The sequence below is a fragment of the Streptomyces sp. NPDC049915 genome, assembly GCF_040656475.1.
GTDB lineage: Bacteria > Actinomycetota > Actinomycetes > Streptomycetales > Streptomycetaceae > Streptomyces.
In genome coordinates this window covers 143819-163853 of sequence record NZ_JBFAMH010000014.1, presented here as the reverse complement: position 1 = coordinate 163853, position 20035 = coordinate 143819, and the positions used below count along the sequence as shown (strand labels likewise).

At 73.5% G+C, this 20035-nt stretch carries 20 protein-coding genes; 5 read left to right on the top strand and 15 right to left on the bottom strand.

The genetic code is table 11. The features are described 5' to 3' along the window. Positions 1-8 precede the first annotated feature (8 nt). From AB0J12_RS24215 to AB0J12_RS24180, 8 genes are all read right to left on the bottom strand, one after another. Positions 9-485, bottom strand: coding sequence for a BlaI/MecI/CopY family transcriptional regulator (locus tag AB0J12_RS24215; RefSeq protein WP_363266462.1), 477 nt, complete (start codon positions 483-485; stop codon positions 9-11). Positions 486-681: 196 nt separating this feature from the next. Beyond that, entirely contained in the window at positions 682-861 is a 180-nt protein-coding gene (locus AB0J12_RS24210) for a hypothetical protein (protein WP_363266461.1), read from the bottom strand. Positions 862-950: 89 nt separating this feature from the next. Beyond that, on the bottom strand, positions 951-1607 hold the full coding sequence (locus AB0J12_RS24205) for a hypothetical protein (protein ID WP_363266496.1): 657 nt from the start codon (positions 1605-1607) through the stop codon (positions 951-953). Between the two features lie 275 nt (positions 1608-1882). Continuing rightward, the gene (locus tag AB0J12_RS24200) at positions 1883-2680 is read right to left on the bottom strand and encodes a type III pantothenate kinase (RefSeq protein WP_363266460.1); all 798 of its coding nucleotides are present in this window, start codon (positions 2678-2680) and stop codon (positions 1883-1885) included. Positions 2681-2689: 9 nt separating this feature from the next. Continuing rightward, the gene (gene nadC / locus AB0J12_RS24195; RefSeq protein WP_363266459.1) at positions 2690-3667 is read right to left on the bottom strand and encodes a carboxylating nicotinate-nucleotide diphosphorylase; all 978 of its coding nucleotides are present in this window, start codon (positions 3665-3667) and stop codon (positions 2690-2692) included. Positions 3668-3672: 5 nt separating this feature from the next. Further along, positions 3673-5406, bottom strand: a complete 1734-nt coding sequence (locus tag AB0J12_RS24190; protein WP_363266458.1) for an L-aspartate oxidase — start codon at positions 5404-5406, stop codon at positions 3673-3675. Continuing rightward, positions 5403-6395, bottom strand: a complete 993-nt coding sequence (gene panC / locus AB0J12_RS24185; RefSeq protein WP_363266456.1) for a pantoate--beta-alanine ligase — start codon at positions 6393-6395, stop codon at positions 5403-5405. Before panC ends, AB0J12_RS24190 begins: the two co-directional genes overlap by 4 nt. After that, positions 6392-7330 carry a DUF2520 domain-containing protein gene (locus AB0J12_RS24180; protein WP_363266455.1) on the bottom strand — a complete coding sequence of 313 codons (939 nt, stop codon included), beginning with the start codon at positions 7328-7330 and terminating at the stop codon, positions 6392-6394. Before AB0J12_RS24180 ends, panC begins: the two co-directional genes overlap by 4 nt. Positions 7331-7547: 217 nt before the next feature. Here AB0J12_RS24180 and AB0J12_RS24175 point away from each other — a divergent pair, with 217 nt between their 5' ends. After that, the gene (locus tag AB0J12_RS24175; RefSeq protein WP_363266454.1) at positions 7548-8771 is read left to right on the top strand and encodes a beta-eliminating lyase-related protein; all 1224 of its coding nucleotides are present in this window, start codon (positions 7548-7550) and stop codon (positions 8769-8771) included. On the opposite strand, the gene AB0J12_RS24170 is transcribed toward AB0J12_RS24175, so the two are convergent. After that, positions 8743-8934, bottom strand: a complete 192-nt coding sequence (locus AB0J12_RS24170) for a hypothetical protein (RefSeq protein WP_363266453.1) — start codon at positions 8932-8934, stop codon at positions 8743-8745. The two genes, AB0J12_RS24175 and AB0J12_RS24170, sit on opposite strands and share 29 nt — an antisense overlap. A gap of 209 nt (positions 8935-9143) precedes the next feature. Between AB0J12_RS24170 and AB0J12_RS24165 the strand changes: the two genes are divergently transcribed. Then, positions 9144-10250: a DUF5937 family protein gene (locus AB0J12_RS24165; RefSeq protein ID WP_363266452.1), complete on the top strand. Its 1107-nt coding sequence runs from the start codon at positions 9144-9146 to the stop codon at positions 10248-10250. A gap of 68 nt (positions 10251-10318) precedes the next feature. Here the strand turns inward: AB0J12_RS24165 and AB0J12_RS24160 are convergent, their stop codons facing one another. From AB0J12_RS24160 to AB0J12_RS24150, 3 genes are read right to left on the bottom strand one after another with little or no spacing between them, the layout of a single operon-like run. Then, positions 10319-10951 (bottom strand): AAA family ATPase, encoded by a 633-nt coding sequence (locus tag AB0J12_RS24160; RefSeq protein WP_363266451.1) that lies wholly within the window; start codon positions 10949-10951, stop codon positions 10319-10321. A gap of 33 nt (positions 10952-10984) precedes the next feature. Next, positions 10985-11656 carry a response regulator transcription factor gene (locus tag AB0J12_RS24155; protein ID WP_363266450.1) on the bottom strand — a complete coding sequence of 224 codons (672 nt, stop codon included), beginning with the start codon at positions 11654-11656 and terminating at the stop codon, positions 10985-10987. A 33-nt stretch (positions 11657-11689) separates the two neighbouring features. Next, positions 11690-12892, bottom strand: a complete 1203-nt coding sequence (locus AB0J12_RS24150; RefSeq protein WP_363266449.1) for a sensor histidine kinase — start codon at positions 12890-12892, stop codon at positions 11690-11692. A 118-nt stretch (positions 12893-13010) separates the two neighbouring features. Between AB0J12_RS24150 and AB0J12_RS24145 the strand changes: the two genes are divergently transcribed. Continuing rightward, complete coding sequence (locus AB0J12_RS24145; protein ID WP_363266448.1) at positions 13011-14033, top strand: SAM-dependent methyltransferase; 1023 nt, start codon at positions 13011-13013, stop codon at positions 14031-14033. A gap of 48 nt (positions 14034-14081) precedes the next feature. On the opposite strand, the gene AB0J12_RS24140 is transcribed toward AB0J12_RS24145, so the two are convergent. Beyond that, on the bottom strand, positions 14082-15233 hold the full coding sequence (locus AB0J12_RS24140) for an NADH-quinone oxidoreductase subunit D (RefSeq protein WP_363266447.1): 1152 nt from the start codon (positions 15231-15233) through the stop codon (positions 14082-14084). Between the two features lie 31 nt (positions 15234-15264). Between AB0J12_RS24140 and AB0J12_RS24135 the strand changes: the two genes are divergently transcribed. Together AB0J12_RS24135 and AB0J12_RS24130 are read left to right on the top strand one after the other, a co-directional pair. Next, the gene (locus AB0J12_RS24135; protein WP_363266446.1) at positions 15265-15792 is read left to right on the top strand and encodes a PH domain-containing protein; all 528 of its coding nucleotides are present in this window, start codon (positions 15265-15267) and stop codon (positions 15790-15792) included. Next, positions 15789-17123, top strand: coding sequence for a PH domain-containing protein (locus tag AB0J12_RS24130; RefSeq protein ID WP_363266445.1), 1335 nt, complete (start codon positions 15789-15791; stop codon positions 17121-17123). Before AB0J12_RS24135 ends, AB0J12_RS24130 begins: the two co-directional genes overlap by 4 nt. A 540-nt stretch (positions 17124-17663) precedes the next feature. On the opposite strand, the gene AB0J12_RS24125 is transcribed toward AB0J12_RS24130, so the two are convergent. Continuing rightward, a complete protein-coding gene (locus tag AB0J12_RS24125) occupies positions 17664-18677 on the bottom strand; it encodes a hypothetical protein (RefSeq protein ID WP_363266444.1) in 1014 nt (337 codons plus the stop codon). A 123-nt stretch (positions 18678-18800) separates the two neighbouring features. Further along, a complete protein-coding gene (locus AB0J12_RS24120; RefSeq protein ID WP_363266443.1) occupies positions 18801-19928 on the bottom strand; it encodes an alpha/beta hydrolase-fold protein in 1128 nt (375 codons plus the stop codon). Between the last annotated feature and the right edge of the window lie 107 nt (positions 19929-20035).

Genomic DNA, 20035 nt, shown 5'->3' with positions numbered 1-20035 from the left:
ACGGGACGCTATCGCCCGCCGCCCCTCGTCGCCGAGCCGGGGTTCTCCTGTGCATCGGCGGGGTTCGGGCCGGCTCCTTCCGCGTCTTCGGGAGCCGCCGCCGTTTCCGCGACGGGTTCCTCGCCGCCGTCGCGGATGATGCGCAGGGCGTCGCGCAAGGCCTGCCGTTGTTCGTCGCTCATCATGCCGAAGAAGGCGACGAGAGCGGCGGCGGGGTTGTCGCTCTGGGTCCAGGCGTCGTTCATCAGGGCAGCGGCGTAGGCGGCTCTGGTGGAGACCGCCTCATATCGATAGGCCCGGCCTTCCGCTTCACGGCGCACCCAGCCCTTCTGATGGAGATTGTCCAAAACGGTCATGACCGTCGTGTAGGCGATCGACCGTTCCTGTTGCAGATCTTCCAGGACTTCTCGAACCGTGACGGGGCGGTTCCACTTCCACACCCGCGTCATGACCGCGTCTTCGAGTTCTCCCAATGGGCGAGGCACAACTCGACACAATAGTGGGACATCCCGCCATTGGCGTGCCGGACGTGCACTTCGGCGGCGAACACGAACAAAAAGGGCGTACGACTCGGCGGCGGAGGCTGCACGGGAGTCGTACGCCGGGGAGGGTGCCGCGACGCGGTGATGGACGGCCGGTGCGGTCATGGACGGCTGACGCGGTGGTGGACGGCCGGTGCCGTCAGGCGTCGCCGCCGGCGGAGACCTGACGGGCGCCCTCCGCGCGCGCGAGGGCGGCGTCGACGGCCGCGTCCTCCTTGGCCTTGTTGGCGCCGCCCTGGGTCTTGACGATCACCCGGATCACGCCGACGAAGAACACGGCCATGACGACCGGGGGCAGGAGCGCGGAGACGTAGTCCATGGCTCCAGAGTAGCCACGCGCGCGTGCGGATTTCGGGCGGGGTCGGACGATTCGGCCGGCCCCGCCCGGGTGGGTGAACGCGGCAGGCGTCAGCCGACCGCCAGATGCTGGGGCGGCTTGGCGGGCGAGGATGCGGGCTTGCGGCGCGGGAAGACCTCGCCCGGGGTCGGGACGGGGCGGCGGTCCGGTGCGGGATCCGACGGGGACGGCGGGGTGGCGGGCGCCGGCTTCTGCGCGGGCTGCTTCTCCGGCTTGTCGCCGTCACCCGCGGGGCCTTCGTCCGCTGCCGTGCGGCCGCCCGGCAGGGCGAGCAGACGGGTGCGGCAGGCGGGCACGGTCGGTACGTCCGTGCCGGTCGCCCCACGAACCGCCGTGCCGCGCGCCAGGCGGGCCCGCACGTCCTGCTCGGCCATGGTCCGGCAGCGGTCGAGCAGGGCGGCCGCGACGGGGTTGCCGCGCAGGGCGCGCAGGGCGGCCAGGTCGTCCGGGTCCGGCCGGTATCCGGCGCCCAGCGCCTCGTCGAGCAGGGCGAGGTAGCCGGCGGCGGTGCCCGGGAGCGCGGCGCGGTAGCGGCCGAGGTCGGCCACGAGGAAGGCCCTCAGCCGGGCGCCCTCGCGCATCGCCTCGTCTAGGGACTCGGCGAGGCGGAGGCAGTCCTGGACGTCCTCGGCCGAGGCGGGGGCGGGGTTCAGGGCGAGGGCGAGAGCGCGGCGGAGCACACGCAGCTCCTCCACACCGAACGCCATGCCGCCGCGGGATCCGTATGGCGTGGGCATGCGGCGACCATACGCGCTAATCAGACAAACCAGACACATCGCCAGCGCGTCGCGCAACGAGCCACCCGGGTGGGCGCGGCGAGAACCACACGGCCGGCGCCACACGGACGGCACCATGCGGGCGCCGGCCCTGAGCCCGCGGGCTTCGGGCCGGCGGCTGCCCGGGACACGGCACCCACCGCCCGGCGCGGCGGGGGTAAGGGCGCCCCGTCCCCGCCACCGCACCGGAGCCGCCGGCTCGCGTCTCACATGCGCGACACGTTCCGCTCGTAGACCATCCGCAGGCCGATCAGCGTCAGCCACGGTTCGTGTTCGTCGATGGCCGAGGACTCGCCGAGGACCATCGGTGCCAGGCCGCCCGTCGCGATGACCGTGACGTCCTCGGGGTCGTCGGCGAGTTCGCGGGCCATGCGGCTGACGACGCCGTCGACCTGACCGGCGAAGCCGTACACGATGCCGGCCTGCATGGCCTCGACGGTGTTCTTGCCGATGACGCTGCGGGGGCGGGCGACCTCGATCTTGCGCAACATCGCGGCCCGCACGCCGAGCGCCTCGACGGAGATCTCGATGCCGGGCGCGATGACCCCGCCGACGTACTCCCCGCGCGCGGAGACGGCGTCGAACGTGGTCGCCGTACCGAAGTCGACGACGATCGCCGGGCCGCCGTACAGCTCGTTCGCCGCGACCGCGTTGATGATGCGGTCGGCGCCGACCTCCTTGGGGTTGTCGAAGAGGATCGGCACGCCCGTCTTCACGCCCGGCTCGACCAGCACGGCCGGCACGTCGCCGTAGTAGCGGCGCGTCACCTCGCGCAGCTCGTGCAGCACGGAGGGCACGGTCGCGCAGATGGCGATGCCGTCGATGCCGGCGCCCAGGCCGTCACCGAGCAGCGGGTGCTTGCCCATCAGGCCCTGGAGGAGGACCGCCAGTTCGTCGGCGGTACGGCGGGCGTCGGTGGAGATGCGCCAGTGCTCGACGATCTCCTCCCCGTCGAACAGCCCGAGGACGGTGTGCGTGTTGCCTACGTCGATCGTCAGCAGCATGGCCGGTCCCTACTCCGCCTCGCGCAGGTCCAGGCCGATGTCGAGGATCGGCGAGGAGTGGGTGAGCGCGCCCACGGCGAGGAAGTCCACACCGGTCTCCGCGTACGCGCGCGCGGTGTCGAGCGTCAGCCGGCCCGACGCCTCCAGCAGTGCCCGTCCGCCGACGATCCCGGCGGCCTCGGCGCACTCGGTCGGCGTGAAGTTGTCCAGCAGGATCAGGTCGGCGCCTGCCTCCACGACCTCGCGCAGCTGGTGCAGCGTGTCGACCTCGACCTCGATCGGCACCTCGGGGAAGGCCTCCCGTACGGCCTTAAAGGCCTGGGCGACGCCGCCCGCGGCGACAACGTGGTTGTCCTTCACGAGGGCCGCGTCGGACAGCGACATGCGGTGGTTGACGCCGCCGCCGCAGCGCACCGCGAACTTCTCCAGCGAGCGCAGGCCCGGCGTCGTCTTGCGGGTGTCCCGCACGCGTGCCTTCGTGCCCTGCAGCACGTCCGCCCACGCGCGCGTGGCGGTGGCGATGCCGGACAGACGGCACAGGATGTTCAGGGCGCTGCGCTCGGCGGTGAGCAGGTCACGCGTGCGCGTGGTGACCGACAGCAGCTTCTGCCCGGCCTCGACGCGGTCGCCGTCCTCGACGTGCCGCTCGACCTCGAACTCGTCGGTGCACACGACCGAGAGCACCGCCTCGGCGACCCGCAGGCCGGCGACGACGCCCGCCTCACGCGCGGTGAAGTCGGCCGTGGCGACGGCGTCCTCCGGGATCGTCGCGACGGTCGTCACGTCCACGCCACCGTCCAGGTCCTCCTGGATGGCGACGTTGGCGATGTCCTCGACCTCGACCGGGTCGAGTCCGGCGTCGGCGAGGAGGCCGGCGAGCGCGGGGTCGAGGCCGCACTCCAGGTACTCCTCGTCGGTTTCCGCGCCGCAGGCGCAGCCGTCGCCGCAGCCGCCGTTCGAGGCGAGGGGAAGGTCCTGATCGGTCACTTGGGTCACTGCTCCTGGGGACGCCGGGGCGCGTGGGCCTCGGGGCGGGTCGGGGGGAAGTCGGCGGTGTCGGTGGTGTGCACGGCGAGCGACCTGCCCGGGTTCAGCCGTACGACGATGTGGCGGCGCCAGGTGGTGTCGTCGCGCTCGGTGCGGTCCTCCCGCCAGTGGCAGCCGCGGGTCTCCTCGCGCTGCTGGGCGGCCGCGACCAGCACGCGGGCCACGCACAGGAGGTTGGTGGCCTCCCACGTGTCGACTCCGGGCTCGGCGGTCTTGCCGTTCTCCTCCAGCGCGTCACGGGCCTCGGTGTGCAGGCGCTGGAGCTGGTCGGCGGCCCGGCCGAGGGACTCGGCCGAGCGCAGCACGCCCGCGCCCTCGGACATGATCCGCTGGATGGCGAACCGGGTCTCGGGGCTGAGCAGCGGGTGCGCGGGCTTGTCCGGGTACGGCACCGGCTCGGGCACACGCGCGTGCAGGTCGCTCCCGGCGTGGCTGTCGGCGATGTCGGCGGCGATGCGCTCGGCGTAGACCAGGCCCTCCAGCAGGGAGTTGGAGGCGAGCCGGTTCGCGCCGTGCACGCCGGTGCAGGCGACCTCGCCGCACGCGTACAGGCCGGGGACGGTGGTACGCCCGTGCAGGTCGGTGCGTACGCCGCCGGAGGCGTAGTGGGCGGCCGGGGCGATCGGGATGGGCTCGTGGACCGGGTCGATGCCGTGGGCGCGGCAGGCGGCGAGGATGGTCGGGAAGCGCTGTTCCCACATGTCGGCGCCGAAGTGCCGGGCGTCGAGGAACATGTGCTCGGCGTCCTGCTCCAGCATGCGGCGCATGATGCCCTTGGCGACGATGTCGCGCGGTGCCAGCTCGGCCAGTTCGTGCTGCCCGATCATGAAGCGCACGCCGTCGGCGTCGACCAGGTGGGCGCCCTCGCCGCGCACTGCCTCGGAGACCAGCGGCTGCTGGCCCTCCGCCTCGGGGCCGAGGAAGAGCACGGTCGGGTGGAACTGCATGAACTCCAGGTCGGAGACCTCCGCGCCCGCGCGCAGGGCGAGCGCCACGCCGTCGCCCGTGGACACGGACGGGTTGGTGGTCGCGGAGAACACCTGGCCCATGCCGCCGGTGGCGAGGACGACCGCGGGCGCGTGCACGGCGCCCACGCCGTCGTGCTGGCCCTCGCCCATCACGTGCAGGGTGACGCCCGCGGTGCGGCCGTCGGCGTCGGTGAGCAGGTCGAGCACGAGCGCGTTCTCGATGGCGCGCACGCCACGCGCGCGTACCGCCTCGACGAGCGCCCGGGACACCTCGGCGCCGGTCGCGTCGCCGCCGGCGTGGGCGATACGGCGCCGGTGGTGACCGCCCTCGCGGGTGAGCTGGAGGCCGCCCTCGGCGGACTCGTCGAAGTGGGCGCCGGTCGCGATGAGCCGCCGTACGGCGTCGGGGCCCTCGGTGACCAGGACGCGCACGGCCTCCTCGTCGCACAGCCCGGCGCCGGCCACGAGGGTGTCCTCGAGGTGCTGCTCGGGGGTGTCGCCCTCGCCGAGGGCGGCAGCGATGCCGCCCTGCGCCCAGCGGGTGGAGCCGTCGTCGAGGCGGGCCTTGGTGACGACGACCGTGTTCAGGCCGGCGGCCTCGCAGCGCAGGGCCGCGGTCAGGCCGGCGACGCCGGAGCCGACGACCACCACGTCCGCGGCGATGGACCACCCGGGGGCGGGCGCGTGCAGTCGTATGCCTGTGCTGTTCACGAGGCGGCTCCGAAGGTGAGAGGAAGGTTGTCGATCAACCGGGTCGAGCCGACCCGGGCGGCGACGGCGAGGACGGCCTCGCCGGTGAAGTCGTCCCCGATCTCGCTGAAGTCGGACGGGTCGACGAGTGCGAGGTAGTCCAGTTCGAGCGGCGGGTCCAGACGGACGGCCTCGTCGAGGACGGCCCGCGCGGCGGCGCGTACGGCGGCCGGCCCGCCGGGGGCGACGGTGGCCACGGCGTGCGCGTCGGCGGCGGCGCGGGACTCGCCCAGGGCGCTGAGGGCCTCGGCACGCGCGTGCGTGGCGGGCACCTCACGCGCGCGTGCGCGCAGTGCCTCCTGGGCGGCGTGCCGGTCGCGGCCGGCGAACAGGGCGCGGGAGAGCGCGAGCGCGGTGCGCCGCTCCTGCGGGGAGAGATAGCGGTTGCGGCTGGACAGGGCCAGTCCGTCGTCCTCGCGGACGGTGGGCACGCCGACGATCTCCACGCCGAAGTTCAGGTCACGGACCATGCGCCGGATCAGCGCGAGCTGCTGGGCGTCCTTCTGGCCGTACAGGGCGACGTCGGGGCGGGTGAGGTGCAGCAGTTTGGCGACGACGGTGAGCATGCCGTCGAAGTGGCCGGGGCGCGAGGAGCCCTCCAGCCGCTCCCCCATGGGGCCGGCGCTGACGCGGACCTGGGGCTCGCCGCCCGGGTAGACCTCCTCGACGGACGGCGCGAAGACGGCGTCCGCGCCGGCCTGCTCGGCGATCTTGAGGTCGGCGTCCAGGGTGCGGGGGTAGCGGTCGAGATCCTCGCCCATGCCGAACTGCAGCGGGTTGACGAAGACGGTGACGACGACCTCACCGTCGGCGCCGGCGATCCCGCGCGCGGTGCGGATGAGTGTGGCGTGGCCCTCGTGCAGGGCGCCCATGGTCATCACGACGGCGCGGCGGCCGCCACGCGTGCGTGCGTGGAGTTCGTCGGCGGTGCGCAGCAGGGTGGTGGTCATCGGGCGTCCCCTTCGGTGCCGTCGATCCCGTCGGTCCCGGTGGCGAGTACCCCGAGGAGGTCCTCCGCGAGTTCCGGCTTGAGCAGTCCGTGGGCGAGCGCCCGGTCGGCGGTGGCGCGGGCCATCGCCAGGTATCCGGCGACGGTCTGCGGCGCGTGCTTGCGCAGCTCTTCGACGTGCGCGGCGACCGTGCCGGCGTCGCCGCGCGCGACGGGGCCGGTCAGGGCCGCGTCACCGGAGCGCAGGGCGTTGTCGAGGGCGGCGCCCAGCAGCGGGCCGAGCATCCGGTCGGGGGCCTCGACGCCGGCCTCGCGCAGCAGCTCCATGGACTGGGCGACCAGGGTGACCAGGTGGTTGGCGCCGAGGGCGAGCGCCGCGTGGTACAGCGGGCGCCGCTCCTCGGCGATCCACTCCGGTTCGCCGCCCATCTCGATCACCAGGGCCTCGGCGGCCAGCCGCAGCTCCTCGGGCGCGGTGACGCCGAACGAGCAGCCGGCCAACCGCTGCACGTCCACGGGCGTGCCGGTGAACGTCATCGCCGGGTGCAGGGCCAGCGGCAGCGCGCCCGCGCGCAGCGCCGGGTCGAGCACCTTCGCGCCGTACCGCCCGGAGGTGTGCACGAGGAGCTGGCCTGGCCGGACGGCGCCGGTCTCGGCGAGGCCCGCGACAAGGCCGGGCAGGGTGTCGTCGGGGACGGTGAGCAGGACCAGGTCGGCGCGCGCCAGGACCTCGGCGGGCGGCACGAGGGGGATGTCGGGCAGGAGCTGCGCGGCGCGCCGCCGGGAGGCGTCGGAGACGGCGGAGGCGGCGACCGGGCGGTGCCCGGCGAGCTGGAGGGAGGCGGCGAGCGCGGGGCCCACGCGTCCGGCGCCGACGACGCCGACGGTGAGCCGCGCGGGGCGGTCCCTGGGATCTGGCTGTTGGCTTGTACTCACGCGACGGCGGCCTTCCGTTCCAGTCCGCTCGGGGTACCGGACGATTTCTCGTCATGTTAACGCTATCGGGTCGGGAGGCGTCCGTTCGTCCACAGGCTGTGGGTTACGCCACGCCGCGCAGGGGCGGCGTGGAGCCGGGCCCCGGCCGCGCCTGGGAGGCGCCACGGAGGAGAAATGCGGATGCCCGTCTTGTCCGGCGCACGGCATGATCGCGCGCATGAGCGATGCGGCGGAGCAGGACGGACAGCCGGCGGACGAGACGGGTCATCCGGCGCGGCAGTCGGAGGAGCCGGCGGCCGACGGGTGGCGCGAGCAGATGCGCGATCGGCGCCTTGTTGCACACAGGGGCGCACAACGGGTGCTCTCGCGCCCCGGTTATCTGGCAACGCTACGGGAGCGCCTGGCGTTCCTGGAGCGCGCGGCACGGCTGCACGACCTCGACGACCGCCCCGACCAATACGGCGACGGCATCGTCGAGACGCTGGAGGCCAGGACCGCGGAGCTGCTCGGCACCGAGGCGGCGGCGTTCTTCCCGACCGGCACCATGGCGCAGCAGGTCGCCCTGCGCTGCTGGGCGGCCCGCACCGGCGACACCACCGTCGTCCTGCACGCGCTGGCCCACCCGCAGGTGCACGAGGGCGGGGCGTTCACCGCCGTCAGCGGGTTGCGCACGGTCCCCCTGACGAGCGAGCCACGGATGCCGACGGCCGAAGAGGTGCGCGCCTTCCCGGAGCCTTTCGGGGCGCTGATGCTGGAGCTGCCCCTGCGCGACGCCGGTTTCCTGCTGCCGTCGTGGGAGGAGCTCACCGAGGTCGTGGAGGCGGCACGCGAGCGCGACGCGGTGGTGCACATCGACGGCGCGCGCCTGTGGGAGACCACGCCCCACTTCGGCCGCCCGCTCGATGAGATCGCCGGCCTGGCGGACAGCGTGTACGTGTCGTTCTACAAGTCCCTCGACGGCTTCGGCGGCGCGGCCCTCGCCGGCCCCGCGACGCTGGTGGAGGACGCGAAGACGTGGCGGCACCGCTACGGCGGCATGATCCTGCAGCAGTTCCCGACCGTGCTGTCGGCGCTCGCCGGTCTCGAGTGGGAACTGCCCCGGCTGCCGGAGTACGTGGCGCACGCGCGCGTGGTGGCCGCCGCACTGCGCGAGGGGTTCGCCGAGGCAGGCCTGCCCTGGACGCGCGTACACCCCGAGGTGCCGCACACCCACCAGTTCCAGGTCTGGCTGCCCTACGGCCCGCAGCTGCTGTCCGAAGCGGCGGTGCGCCAGGGCGAGGAGACGAGGACGCTCCTCTTCCAGAGCCCGTGGGCCCAGGCCGGGCCGGGTCTGTCCCACACCGAGGTCACGGTGCGCGCCGCCGGCCTGGAGTGGAGCGAGGCCGACGTGCGCGCCGCGGTGGCCGACTTCGTCACGCGCGTGCGTGGCCTCGCCGGCTAGGGCACCGGCGGACCAGACGCCCGGCGAGCACCGCGCGGAACCGGCCGTGGCACCACAGCTCGCGCACCAGCTGCCACTCACCGGTTCCCGGCGCGGGCGGGGCCGCCTCGCCGTGCTGCCGGGCGCGGTGGGTGTCGAGGAGGTACTGCTGGGTGATGCTCATGGCGGATCGCCTCTTCGGGACGTGACATCCAGGGATGTGGCGTGCAGAGATGTGGAGTGCAGGGACGTGCAGTGCAGGAAGGGTCCGGAAGGCTCCGCGACTGCCTCGGTGACCTCAGCCTGCGCCCGGCCCGCCGCACAAGTCCCGCCGATTGACGGCTGCCGTCAATCGGCGGGGGCGCTGTCAGTGGTGGGGTGCACCATGGGGTCATGAGCGTGCGGATCGACATCACGGGGCTGCGGCCGGAGCAGGTGGCCGTCGTGCCCTCGGCGCTGGCCGAGCTCGGCATGGCGCTGCACGCCCTGTGCGAACCGGGACACCACCCGGGCCTGCAGGGCTGGGTGACCGGGGTGACGGCCCGGCTCGATCCGCATCTGGCCGACCGGATGTGCGAGGCCGACTTCCTGTGGCGGACGACGTTCTCCGACCTGTTCATGCCCTTCGCCGGCATCCCCGGCCGCAGCACCCTGCCCGGGGCCACGCTCGCCGAGGACCTCGACCTGGTCGACAAACTGACGGACGGGCAGTTCGTCGACGCGGCGCTTGAGTTCACCTGCACGCCCGCGTCCGCCGCGCCCCAGGAAGGAATCCTCGACGATCCGGCGGTGCGCTGCCGGGCCCTGGAGGTGGCCGCCTCCCGGGGGCCGCGGCAGGTGCGCTTCACCCGGCGGCTGCTGGACGACCCGCCCAGCGTCCGGGCCTGGCTGCGTCGTTTTCTGGAGGACTGCGAGGAGGCCTTCTTCGCCGACGTCTGGGCCCGGCTGCGCCACCAACTGGCCGCCGACGCCCGGCACAAGACGGACCTGCTGCGGCGCAAGGGCCTGGCGGAGGCCCTCACCGCGGTCTCCCCCGCGACGAGCCTCGACGAGGAGAGCGGGCACATCGTCGTGGACAAGCTGGCCCAGGCGCTCACGATCACCTCGGGCGGCGGTCTCCTGCTCGTCCCGACCAGCCTCGGCTGGCCGCATCTGAACGTGCTGCACCGAACGGGCTGGCAGCCCCTGCTGCACTACCCCGTCGGCTCCCTCGATCTGACCGCGCCCACGTCGGTCGAGGAACTCACCCTGCGGATGACCGCCCTGTCCCACCCGGTGCGCATGCGCATCTGCCGCCATCTGGCCCGCAGCGCGTACACCACGGGCGAGCTGGCCCGCGTGCACGACATGACGCCGCCCGAGATATCCCGGCACCTCGGCGTGCTGAAGAAGGCGGGCCTGATCACCACGCGCCGCCGCGGACGGTATGTGCTGCACCAGCTGGACGTGACCGTGGTGGCCCGGCTCGGCAGTGACTTCCTGGAGGGGATCCTCCGGTAGCCCGCCCGGGTGGCCCGGAGTCAGCGGAGCGTCGGCCGCCGACGACGGACCGCCCCCCTCGGGCCGTATCAGTCGAAGCGGATGTGGCGCAGGCCCACCGCCGTCTGGCGCAGCCGCGTCCGCAGCCGGCCCTCGGTGTTCGGGGTCAGCCGCAGGCCGGCCAGGACCGCGATGCGGTCGGCTGTCTTCGGCACCGTGGTGTGGTCGGTCCACAGATGCTCCGCGAACTCCGGTTCCTGCAACCGCTCCAGGCAGTGGTCGAGCTGCTGCACGGCCCAGCTCTCGCGGCGCAGTCCGGCCTTCTTGCCGCCGACGAACGCCGCGAGGTGACCGAAGCCGCGCTCACGCAGCCGCTTGAGGACGGTCTCCCGCTCGGCGAGCAGCGCGAAGTGCCGCACATCATGGCCCAGTTCGCGCAGCCGGCCGACGGTTTCCGCGAAGTACCCGGGGTCCGTGACCGTCATGGGGACGATCACCACGCCGTCGTGCCGGGTGAGCGCGAGGTCGAGCACCTCGACGACGCCCTTCCGCCAGGAGACCAGGTCCTGGAAGTCACCACGCAGTTCGGGCGGCAGCATGCGGCGCAGACCGAAGCCGGCGTGCTCGGGGTCGCAGATGACACTGCCGGGCAGCCGCCGCCGTATCTCATGAGCCGTCTGTGTCTTGCCGCCGCCGAAGGGGCCGTTGATCCACAGGAGCATGGCCCGACACCCTACCGGCGCCGCACCGGCCGGTCAGCCGTGTCCGCCGGCCCGCACCAGACCCGTCTCGTACGCCAGGACCACCACCTGCACGCGGTCGCGCAGCCCCAGTTTGGTCAGGATGCGGCCCACGTGCGTCTTCACGGTCGCCTCGGACAGCACAAGGTGGGCGGCGATCTCCCCGTTGGACAGGCCCTGGGCCACCAGCACCATCACCTCGCGCTCCCGCTCGGTGAGCCGCTCCAGCTCCTTGACCTGCGGCTCCCCGCCGGCGGACGGCAGCATCGGCGCGAACCGGTCCAGCAGCCGGCGCGTGGTGGACGGCGCGACGACCGCGTCACCACTGTGCACGGCCCGGATCGCGGCGAGCAGGTCGCCGGGCGGCACGTCCTTGAGCATGAAACCGGAGGCGCCCGCCTTCAGCCCGGAGAAGGCGTACTCGTCCAGGTCGAAGGTGGTCAGGATGAGCACCTTGGGCGGGTCGGGCTCGGAGCAGACACGGCGGGTGGTCTCCACGCCGTCCAGCTTCGGCATGCGCACATCCATCAGGACGACGTCGACAGCCGTCGAACGCAGCACCTGAAGGGCCTCGACACCGTCACCCGCCTCCGCGACGACCTCCATGTCCGGCTGCGCGGCAAGCACCATCCGGAACCCGGTGCGCAGCAGCACCTGGTCGTCGACGAGCATTACGCGGATCGTCATCGGGCCTCTTCCGTTCTTGGGTCACAGGGTCGGTCAGTGCGCCGGCTTGAGCGGCAGGAGGGCGCTGATGCGGAATCCTCCGCCCGGGCGCGGCCCGGCGTCCAGGGTGCCGCCGACCATGCCGACCCGCTCCCGCATGCCGATCAGTCCGTGGCCCCGGCCGTCGATGCCGCCCTCCTCGTACAGCTCGTGCGGGGCGCCCTTGCCGTCGTCCTCGATGAGCAGGCCGAGCCCGTCGTCGAAGTACACCAGGCGCACGCTGGCGCCCGCGTTGGGCCCGCCGTGCTTGCGCGTGTTGGTGAGCGCTTCCTGCACGATCCGGTACGCGGTCAGCTCGACGCCGCTGGGCAGCGGGCGCGGCGTGCCCTCGACCCGGAAGTCGACGGGCAGGCCGGAGCCCCGGCACTGCTCGACCAGGTCCTCGATCTGCTCCACATCGGGCTGCGGGACGTACTCGCCGCCCTCCTGGTGCTCGCCGGTGCGCAGCACGCCGAGCAGGCGGCGCATCTCGGCGAGGGCCTGCCGGCCGGTGGAGGAGATCGTCTCCAGGGCCTTCTTCGCCTGGTCGGGAGCAGCGTCCAGCACATAGGCCGCGCCGTCGGCCTGGACCACCATCACCGACACGTTGTGCGCGACCACGTCGTGCAACTCGCGCGCGATGCGGGCGCGCTCGGCGGCCACCGCGACCTTCGCCTGCGCCTCGCGCTCCTTCTCCAGGCGGGCGGCGCGCTCCTCCAGCTGGGCGTAGTAGGCGCGGCGGGTGCGTATCGAGTCGCCCAGCACCCAGGCCAGGGCGAACGGGACGGTCTGGAACACCACCACGGCGACGTTGCCCGCCACGCCGGTGTCCTCGTTGGGCCAGCGCATCTGCGCCACGGTGGCCGCGCTCAGGCCCACGCCCAGCGCCAGCCGGGACGCCCAGCGGGCCCCGGTGGCGGCGACCGTGTAGACGATCACCAGCATCGCGAAGTCCGCGGCCATCGACTCGACGTCCAGCGCCAGCTGCGCCACGCCCAGCGCGACGGCCAGCAGCAGCATCTTCTCCGGCATGCGCCGCCGCAGCGCGACCACCAGGCTCAGCAGCAGCGCCACCGGGACGATCAGCGCCAGGGCATCGGTGCCCCGGTTCGTCTGACCGGCCCCCGCGGACATCAGCGAGAGCCCGAACAGGACGACGGCCCAGAAGGCGTCGACACCGATCGGGTGTCTGCGGAGGAAGTCGTAGAGGCGCTGCACGTAACCCAGCGTAGGCAAGTGAGATAGGTGCAGGGGTCAACCGGAGGGCCGATCCCCGCCCGGCGAGCGTACTCCCCAAGGTGGAGGCCGCGATCACCTGTGCGCCTAGTCTGTGCGCGTGGGCGAGGAGACTGCGGACCGCGCGGGCGGCACGGACGGCTGGCGGGGCTGGCGGGGCTGGCGGGCCGCGGCCGAGGACGCGCTGTACGGCGCGCAGGGTTTCTACCGGAGGCCGGAGGGGCCGGCCGGGCACTTCCGTACGTCCGTGCACGCCTCCCCGCTGTTCGCACGGGCCGTGGCGGCGCTGCTGGGCCGGGTGGACGAGGCCCTGGGCAGGCCCGCCGTGCTGGACTTCGTGGACATGGCCGCCGGGCGCGGAGAGCTGGCCGCCGGGGTGCTGGCCGCGCTGCCCGCCGAGGTGGCCGCCCGCACGCGCGTGCGCGCCGTCGAGGTCGCCGCCCGCCCCGCCGGGCTCGATCACCGGATCGAGTGGCTTCCCGAGCCGCCGCGGGGGATCACCGGGCTGCTCTTCGCCAACGAGTGGCTGGACAACGTACCCGTCGAGGTCGCCGAGGTGGACGCGGCGGGCACCGCCCGGCTGGTGCTCGTCCGGCGTGACGGCACCGAGCGGCTCGGCGGGCCCGTGTCGGGCGCGGACGCCGCGTGGCTGGCGCGCTGGTGGCCGCTGACCGGGGAGCCGGGGCTGCGCGCGGAGATCGGACGGCCGCGGGACGAGGCGTGGGCGGCCGCGGTGGGCGGCGTCGCGCGGGGGCTCGCGGTGGCCGTGGACTACGCGCACACGGTGGCGGCGCGCCCGCCGTTCGGCACGCTGACGGGCTTCAGGAAGGGGCGCGGGACGGCGCCCGTACCGGACGGGTCGTGCGACATCACGGCGCATGTGGCCCTGGACGCGTGCGCCCTGCCGGGCGGGCGGACACTCCCCCAGCGCGACGCGCTGCGCGCCCTGGGCATCACCGGCGCACGCCCCCCGCTCACGCTCGCCTCCACGGACCCCGCCGCCTATGTGCGCGCCCTCGCGAGCGCCGGCGAGGCCGCCGAGCTGACCGCGCCGGGCGGCCTCGGCGACTTCGGCTGGCTGCTCCAGCCGGTGGGCGTACCCGACCCGCTCGCTGCCGGGTGACCTGCCGGCCGTGTTCACGGGACGGCCGGCCGATGGCCTCCGCGTGCCCTACTTGTCGATGTCCCCGACCACGAAGAACATCGACCCCAGGATCGCCACCATGTCCGCGACCAGCGTCCCCGGCAGCAGCTCGGTCAGCGCCTGGATGTTGTTGTACGACGCCGAGCGCAGCTTCAGCCGGTACGGGGTCTTCTCCCCCTTGCTGACCAGGTAGTACCCGTTGATCCCGAGCGGGTTCTCGGTCCACGCGTACGTGTGCCCCTCGGGCGCCTTCAGGACCTTCGGCAGCCGCTGGTTGATCGGTCCCGGCGGCAGCTCGGCCAGCCGGTCGAGGCAGGCGTCGGCCAGGTCGAGCGCGTTGTGCGTCTGCTCCAGCAGGCACTCGAAGCGGGCCAGGCAGTCGCCCTCGGTCCGGGTGACGACCTTCAGCGTGTCCTGCAGCTCCGGATAGGCGAGATAGGGCTCGTCGCGGCGCAGGTCGAAGTCGACCCCGGAGGCACGCGCGACGGGGCCGCTCACGCCGTAGGCGTGCACCGTCTCGGGCGCGAGCGTGCCCACGTCCCGGGTGCGCCCACGGAAGATCTCGTTGCCGAGGACCAGGTCGTCGAAGACGTCCATACGGGAACGCACGGCGGCCACGGCGGCACGCGCGCGTGCGCTCCAGCCGGCCGGCAGGTCCTCCTTGAGGCCGCCGACACGGTTGAACATGTAGTGCATACGCCCGCCGGAGACCTCCTCCATGACGTTCTGCAGCACCTCGCGCTCGCGGAACGCGTAGAAGACCGGCGTGATGCCGCCCAGCTCCAGCGGGTAGGAGCCGAGGAACATCAGGTGGTTGAGCACCCTGTTCAGCTCCGCCAGCAGCGTGCGCGTCCACACCGCGCGCTCGGGCACCTCCATGCCGAGCATCCGCTCGACGGCGAGGACCACGCCCAGCTCGTTGGAGAACGCCGACAGCCAGTCGTGGCGGTTGGCGAGCACGATGATCTGGCGGTAGTCGCGCGCCTCGAAGAGCTTCTCCGCGCCGCGGTGCATATAGCCGATCACCGGCTCCGCGCGCATGATGCGCTCGCCGTCCAGCACGAGCTTGAGCCGCAGCACGCCGTGCGTCGACGGATGCTGGGGGCCGATGTTGAGCACCATGTCGGTGCTTTCCGCGGCGCCGCCGATCCCGACCATGGTCTCCGTCGTAGGAGTCATGGACACAGTCTCTCCTACGTACGCTGGCGGCATGGAGACGGGGAGCCCGCACGACCGGCGGGATGCGGCGGACATGGGGACGACGGAACAGGTGGCGGAGCCGGTGTGGACCGGGCTGCCGCCGGGACTGCTGCGGATGCGGCGGCTGCTGCTGGTGGTGTGGCTGGGGCTCATCGCCCTGGCCGCCGGGCTGCTGCCCGGGCTGCTCGTCGGGCCGGCCTGGGCGGCGTTCGCGCTGCTGCCCCTGGCGCTCGCGGCGTGGGGCTGGGTGCTGCTCGGCCGCAACTGGCGGTCCTGGCGGTACGCCGAGCGCGCCGACGACCTGCTGATCAGCCGGGGTGTGCTGTGGCGCGAGGAGACCGTCGTGCCGTACGGGCGGATGCAGCTGGTGGAGGTCACCTCCGGTCCCGTCGAGCGGTACTTCGGGCTGGCCAGCGTGCAGCTGCACACGGCGGCCGCCGCGACCGACGCGACCATCCCCGGACTGGACCCGGCCGAGGCGGAACGGCTGCGCGACCGGCTCACCGAGCTGGGCGAGGCCCGATCGGCGGGGCTGTGACGGCGCCGGACGCCGCCCAGGGCGTACCCGAGGAGCGGACCCCGGGCGAGCGGCGGCTGCACCCGGTGACGCCGCTGCGGCGGGCGTGGGCGCCGATCGCGGTGATCGTCGGCTGGGCCGTGCACGACCCCGACCAGGCGCAGCGGCAGCTGACCCGGCTGACGACCACGACGCTGCTGCTCGCGCTCGCCGTGATCGTCCCGGCGGCCGCGTTGTACGGCTTTCTGACGTGGTGGTTCACGCACTTCTCGGTGACCGACACGGAGTTGCGCATCCGCACCGGGCTGCTGTTCCGGCGTACCGCGCACATCCGGCTGGAGCGGATCCAGGCGGTCGACGTCACACAGCCGCTGCTCGCGCGGATCGCGGGCGTGGCGAAGCTGCGGCTCGACGTGGTCGGCGCGGAGAAGAAGGACGAGCTGGCGTTCCTCGGCGAGCGCGAGGCGCGTGCGCTGCGCGCGGAGTTGCTGGCGCGCGCCGCCGGGTTCGCGCCCGAGACGGCGCACGAGGTCGGGGAGGCGCCGGCGCGCGAGGTGCTGCGCGTACCGCCTCGGGCGCTCGCGCTCTCCCTGGTGCTGACGGGCGCCACCTGGGGTTCGCTGGTCGCCGCGCTCGTCGTCCCGCCGGTGCTGTGGCTGGCCACCCACAGCCTGTGGACGGTCCTCGCGGCCGCGGCACCGCTGCTCGGCACGGCGGGGGCGAGCAGCGTGGGGCGGTTCGTCGCGGAGTACGACTGGACGGTCGGCGAGTCGCCGGACGGGCTGCGCATCGACCGGGGGCTGCTGGACCGCAGCCACGAGACGGTGCCGCCGGGGCGGGTGCAGACGGTGCGGATCGTGCAGCCGCTGCTGTGGCGTCGGCGGGGGTGGGTGCGGGTGGAGCTGGACGTGGCCGGGTCGTCGAACTCCGTGCTCGTGCCGGTCGCTCCGCGGGAGGTCGCCGAGGCGGTCGTCGCGCGCGTGCTGCCGGGGGTGGTCGTGCCGGCGATGTCGTCCTTGTCGCGGCCGGGGCGGCGGGCCGGGTGGTGCCTGCCGGTGTGGTGGCGGGGGTACGGGCTGGCCGTCGACGGCGACGTGTTCGCCGCGCGGCGCGGGTTGCTGCGGCGGCACGTCGCGCTCGTGCCGCACGCCAAGGTGCAGAGCGTGCGGGTCACTCAGGGGCCGTGGGAGCGGTTGTGGGGGCTGGCCGATGTGCATGTGGACACGGGGGCCGACAAGACGGTCACGGCACGGTTGAGGGGGGCCGGGGAGGCGGCGGAGCTGCTGCGGGGGCAGGCGGAGCGGTCTCGGACGGGGCGGAGGGCTGCGCGGGCTGATCGATGGATGGCGTGAGGCTTTGACGGTTCTTCGTCTGCGGGTGCGTGGGGGCTGGTCGCGGTTGCCTGCGGCGGCCTGTGCGGGGTGCGTTGTGGCTGGTCGCGCAGTTCCCCGCGCCCCTTATATGCCTGCGGCGGCCCGTTGCGGTGTGTGGGTGGCTGGTGTCGCGCCTTCGGTTCGCTGTGGGTCGGGGCCGGGGTGGGGGGTGTCCGTCCTCGGTCCGGCCGCCCGTTTCCGACAAGGGCGCGCGGTGGCGTAGCGGCGCAGCAGGGCCGCGTGCTCGTTGCGCAGGCCCGCCAGTTCCCGGTGCCGGCCGCTGCGGGCGGACACCCCCCACCCCGTCCCCTCGCCGCCGTCGGCGACTGCACCAACGCCGTGGCGCGCGCCTTCAGCTCGCTGAGCTGCGGGCAGTCGTGCCCCTGGGGCGGCACGGGTGGGCTGGGGGCCCCTGCTCGAAGAGCTTGGGGGAGGCACCCCGCCAGCGCCGGTGAGCGCACCCCCCCCTGCGGCCAGCCACAGCACCGGGCAACACAAACGCCGGGTCGGCCGACGGAGTCAGGACGCCGCGCTGCGCAGGCTCTGGACGTCTATCTGTTCTGTTTCGTCGTGGGCCGTCAGGTCGATGACCTGGCCCGCGCGGGGTGTCGCGTCGTCGGCCGGCTTGAAGTCGGCCTCCGTCTCCGCCTTGTGCAGCGCGAGGGCCTCCTGGCCGACCACGTCGGCGAGGTCCTCGTTCTGGACGGCCTCCAGGGCCGCCGGCGTCGGCGTCGCCTTCGTGCCGAAGAAGTCGAACTCACCGTTGGTCACGGGACGCCGTACCGGCGGGGCGGGCGGTACGACGGCCACGGCGGTCGGCACGGCGAAGTGGCCGCCGGGCTGGGTCTCCGGCGTCTCGCCGGTGGCGGCCGCGTGCTCCTGCGCGTCGGCCGCCCGGGGCTTCCCCTCCGCCTCGTCCTCCCGCTCGGCGCCGGTGGCGAGACGGATCAGTGCCGCGTTCGCCGCCTGGTACAGCCGCGCGCCCTCGCGGGAGAAGACCGCCGGGGCCGGGCTGGCCGGCTGGTCCCCGATCGTCGTCGCGTCCTTCTTCGAGGGCGCCGGCGGCAGTGCGCGTACCGGGGCCTCGAGTTCGAGCAGGCGGCGGCCCTCCAGGGCGCTGGCCCGCTCCGTCTCCGCCGTGGCGTAGCGGCGCAGCAGGGCCGCGTGCTCGTTGCGCAGGCCCGCCAGTTCCGTGCGCTTGGCCCGCAGCCGCTGCTCGAGCTTGGCGCGCAGTTCGCGCGACTCCTCCAGGTCGGTCTCCAGTTCGGCGACCCGCTCCTCGTACCGCCACTCGTCGCCGGCACGGGCGCGCGTGAGGTCGGCCACCTGCTTGCCCGCCTGGATGTCCCAGCGCCGCATGACGAACGCGCCGAGGACGGCCGTCACCGCACCCGCCCCGGCCAGGACCCGCAGCACCAGGGCGTCCGTGGACACCCAGGGGCCTAGGGCACAGACGACCGAGACGCCTGCGATCGCCGACGGCGGCAGCACCCTGTGCAAGGGCGGGGAATGGCGGTGACGTCCACGTGGCATGGCCAGAAACTTACCGCGCGTAGGCGGTTCGTGAAGCCCCGGGCCGTAAAAACCAAGCCATCGGCAAGGGTTCAGGAGGCATCAGCGAAAGCCAAGGGGCGCAAGGGCTGCGGTCAGCCCACGTCAGCCCGCCGTCAGCCGCCCGCTGAGCCACGCCAGCGACTCGGGGATCTCGCGCCGCCACGTGTTGAAGTTGTGCCCGCCGCTGTCGAGGATGATGGACGAGATGCGGGTCGTGCCGGTCGCCTTCACCGCGCCGATGAACTTCGTCGTGCTCTTGTAGTTGTTCTCCCCCACCTTGCTGCTGGTGACGAGCAGTGAGGTGTCGGGTGCCGGCATGTGCTTGAGGCACCACATCAGGTCGGCGCGGTTGCGCAGCTGCTTGTCGCCGTGGAAGAGGTCGCCCGTCGTGGGGTCGATCGGCGCCTTGTAGTAGGGGGACAGGCCCACGGCCGCGGCGTACACGCTCGGGTGGTGCATGGCGAACTTCAGCGCGCAGTAGCCGCCGGTGGAGTCGCCCACGACGCCCCAGGAGCCGGGACCGCGGCCCACCCGGTAGTGCGCCGACACCGCCTGCGGCAGGTCCTTGGCGAAGAACGTCTCCGTCTGCGGGCCGCCCGGCACGTCCACGCACTCGGTGTCGCGCGGGGGCGCGACCGTCGGGCGCATCATCACCAGGATCATCGGCTGCATCCGGCCCTGCTTGGCAAGATCGCGCGCGGTGCGCGGATAGTGCAGCTTGTCCACCAGCGCCTCGGCCGTGCCCGGGTACCCGGTCAGCACGACGGCCGCGGGGAACGCGCGCGTGCGGTACTGCGCCTGGAAGTACTCAGGCGGCAGATAGACGTACGCGGGCGTGGCTATGTGGGTCGTGGGTCCGGTGATGGCGACCTTCTGGATCTGCCCGCCGATCTCCGGCCGGCCCCCGCCCGACTTGCTCACCTTGCGGGTGTCGAGCACCTGGAGCGGGCCGCCGTCGGGGCCGTTCGCGTTGTGGTCGACGACCACGCCCTGGCCGTTCTCCTGCCCGAAGAGGTCGGCCCAGCTGGCGTAGAAGCCGAAGGAACGGTTCGCCCCGAGCCCCACGCACGCGAACAGCGTCACCTGCGTCACGAACAGCAGCCCGATCCGTCCGGCGACCGCACGCCAGTTGCGGCGCGACAGACGCGGCCACAGCCACACCGTGCCGACGAACAGCACCGCGGCGACCACGATCGCCAGCAACAGCACTTTCTTGCTCGTGAGACCCATGGGGTGTTCCTGCCTGCGCTTTCCATCCGGGCACCGGGCGCATCCCCGTTTTCTCCGCGAGGGCTTGCCCCGAACTTTCCTCGGCCTTTGGACCGGCTTTGACGGGG

Bases quoted from the DNA above. Each gene is read 5' to 3' on its own strand.
- AB0J12_RS24135 (WP_363266446.1), top strand. From the start codon at position 15,265: ATGGAGACGGGGAGCCCGCACGACCGGCGGGATGCGGCGGACATGGGG.
- panC (WP_363266456.1), bottom strand. From the start codon at position 6,395: ATGACCACCACCCTGCTGCGCACCGCCGACGAACTCCACGCACGCACG.
- AB0J12_RS24140 (WP_363266447.1), bottom strand. From the start codon at position 15,233: ATGACTCCTACGACGGAGACCATGGTCGGGATCGGCGGCGCCGCGGAA.
- AB0J12_RS24175 (WP_363266454.1), top strand. From the start codon at position 7,548: ATGAGCGATGCGGCGGAGCAGGACGGACAGCCGGCGGACGAGACGGGT.
- AB0J12_RS24165 (WP_363266452.1), top strand. From the start codon at position 9,144: ATGAGCGTGCGGATCGACATCACGGGGCTGCGGCCGGAGCAGGTGGCC.
- AB0J12_RS24210 (WP_363266461.1), bottom strand. From the start codon at position 861: ATGGACTACGTCTCCGCGCTCCTGCCCCCGGTCGTCATGGCCGTGTTC.
- AB0J12_RS24120 (WP_363266443.1), bottom strand. From the start codon at position 19,928: ATGGGTCTCACGAGCAAGAAAGTGCTGTTGCTGGCGATCGTGGTCGCC.
- AB0J12_RS24125 (WP_363266444.1), bottom strand. From the start codon at position 18,677: ATGCCACGTGGACGTCACCGCCATTCCCCGCCCTTGCACAGGGTGCTG.
- AB0J12_RS24205 (WP_363266496.1), bottom strand. From the start codon at position 1,607: ATGGCGTTCGGTGTGGAGGAGCTGCGTGTGCTCCGCCGCGCTCTCGCC.
- AB0J12_RS24170 (WP_363266453.1), bottom strand. From the start codon at position 8,934: ATGAGCATCACCCAGCAGTACCTCCTCGACACCCACCGCGCCCGGCAG.
- AB0J12_RS24160 (WP_363266451.1), bottom strand. From the start codon at position 10,951: ATGCTCCTGTGGATCAACGGCCCCTTCGGCGGCGGCAAGACACAGACG.
- AB0J12_RS24155 (WP_363266450.1), bottom strand. From the start codon at position 11,656: ATGACGATCCGCGTAATGCTCGTCGACGACCAGGTGCTGCTGCGCACC.
- AB0J12_RS24200 (WP_363266460.1), bottom strand. From the start codon at position 2,680: ATGCTGCTGACGATCGACGTAGGCAACACGCACACCGTCCTCGGGCTG.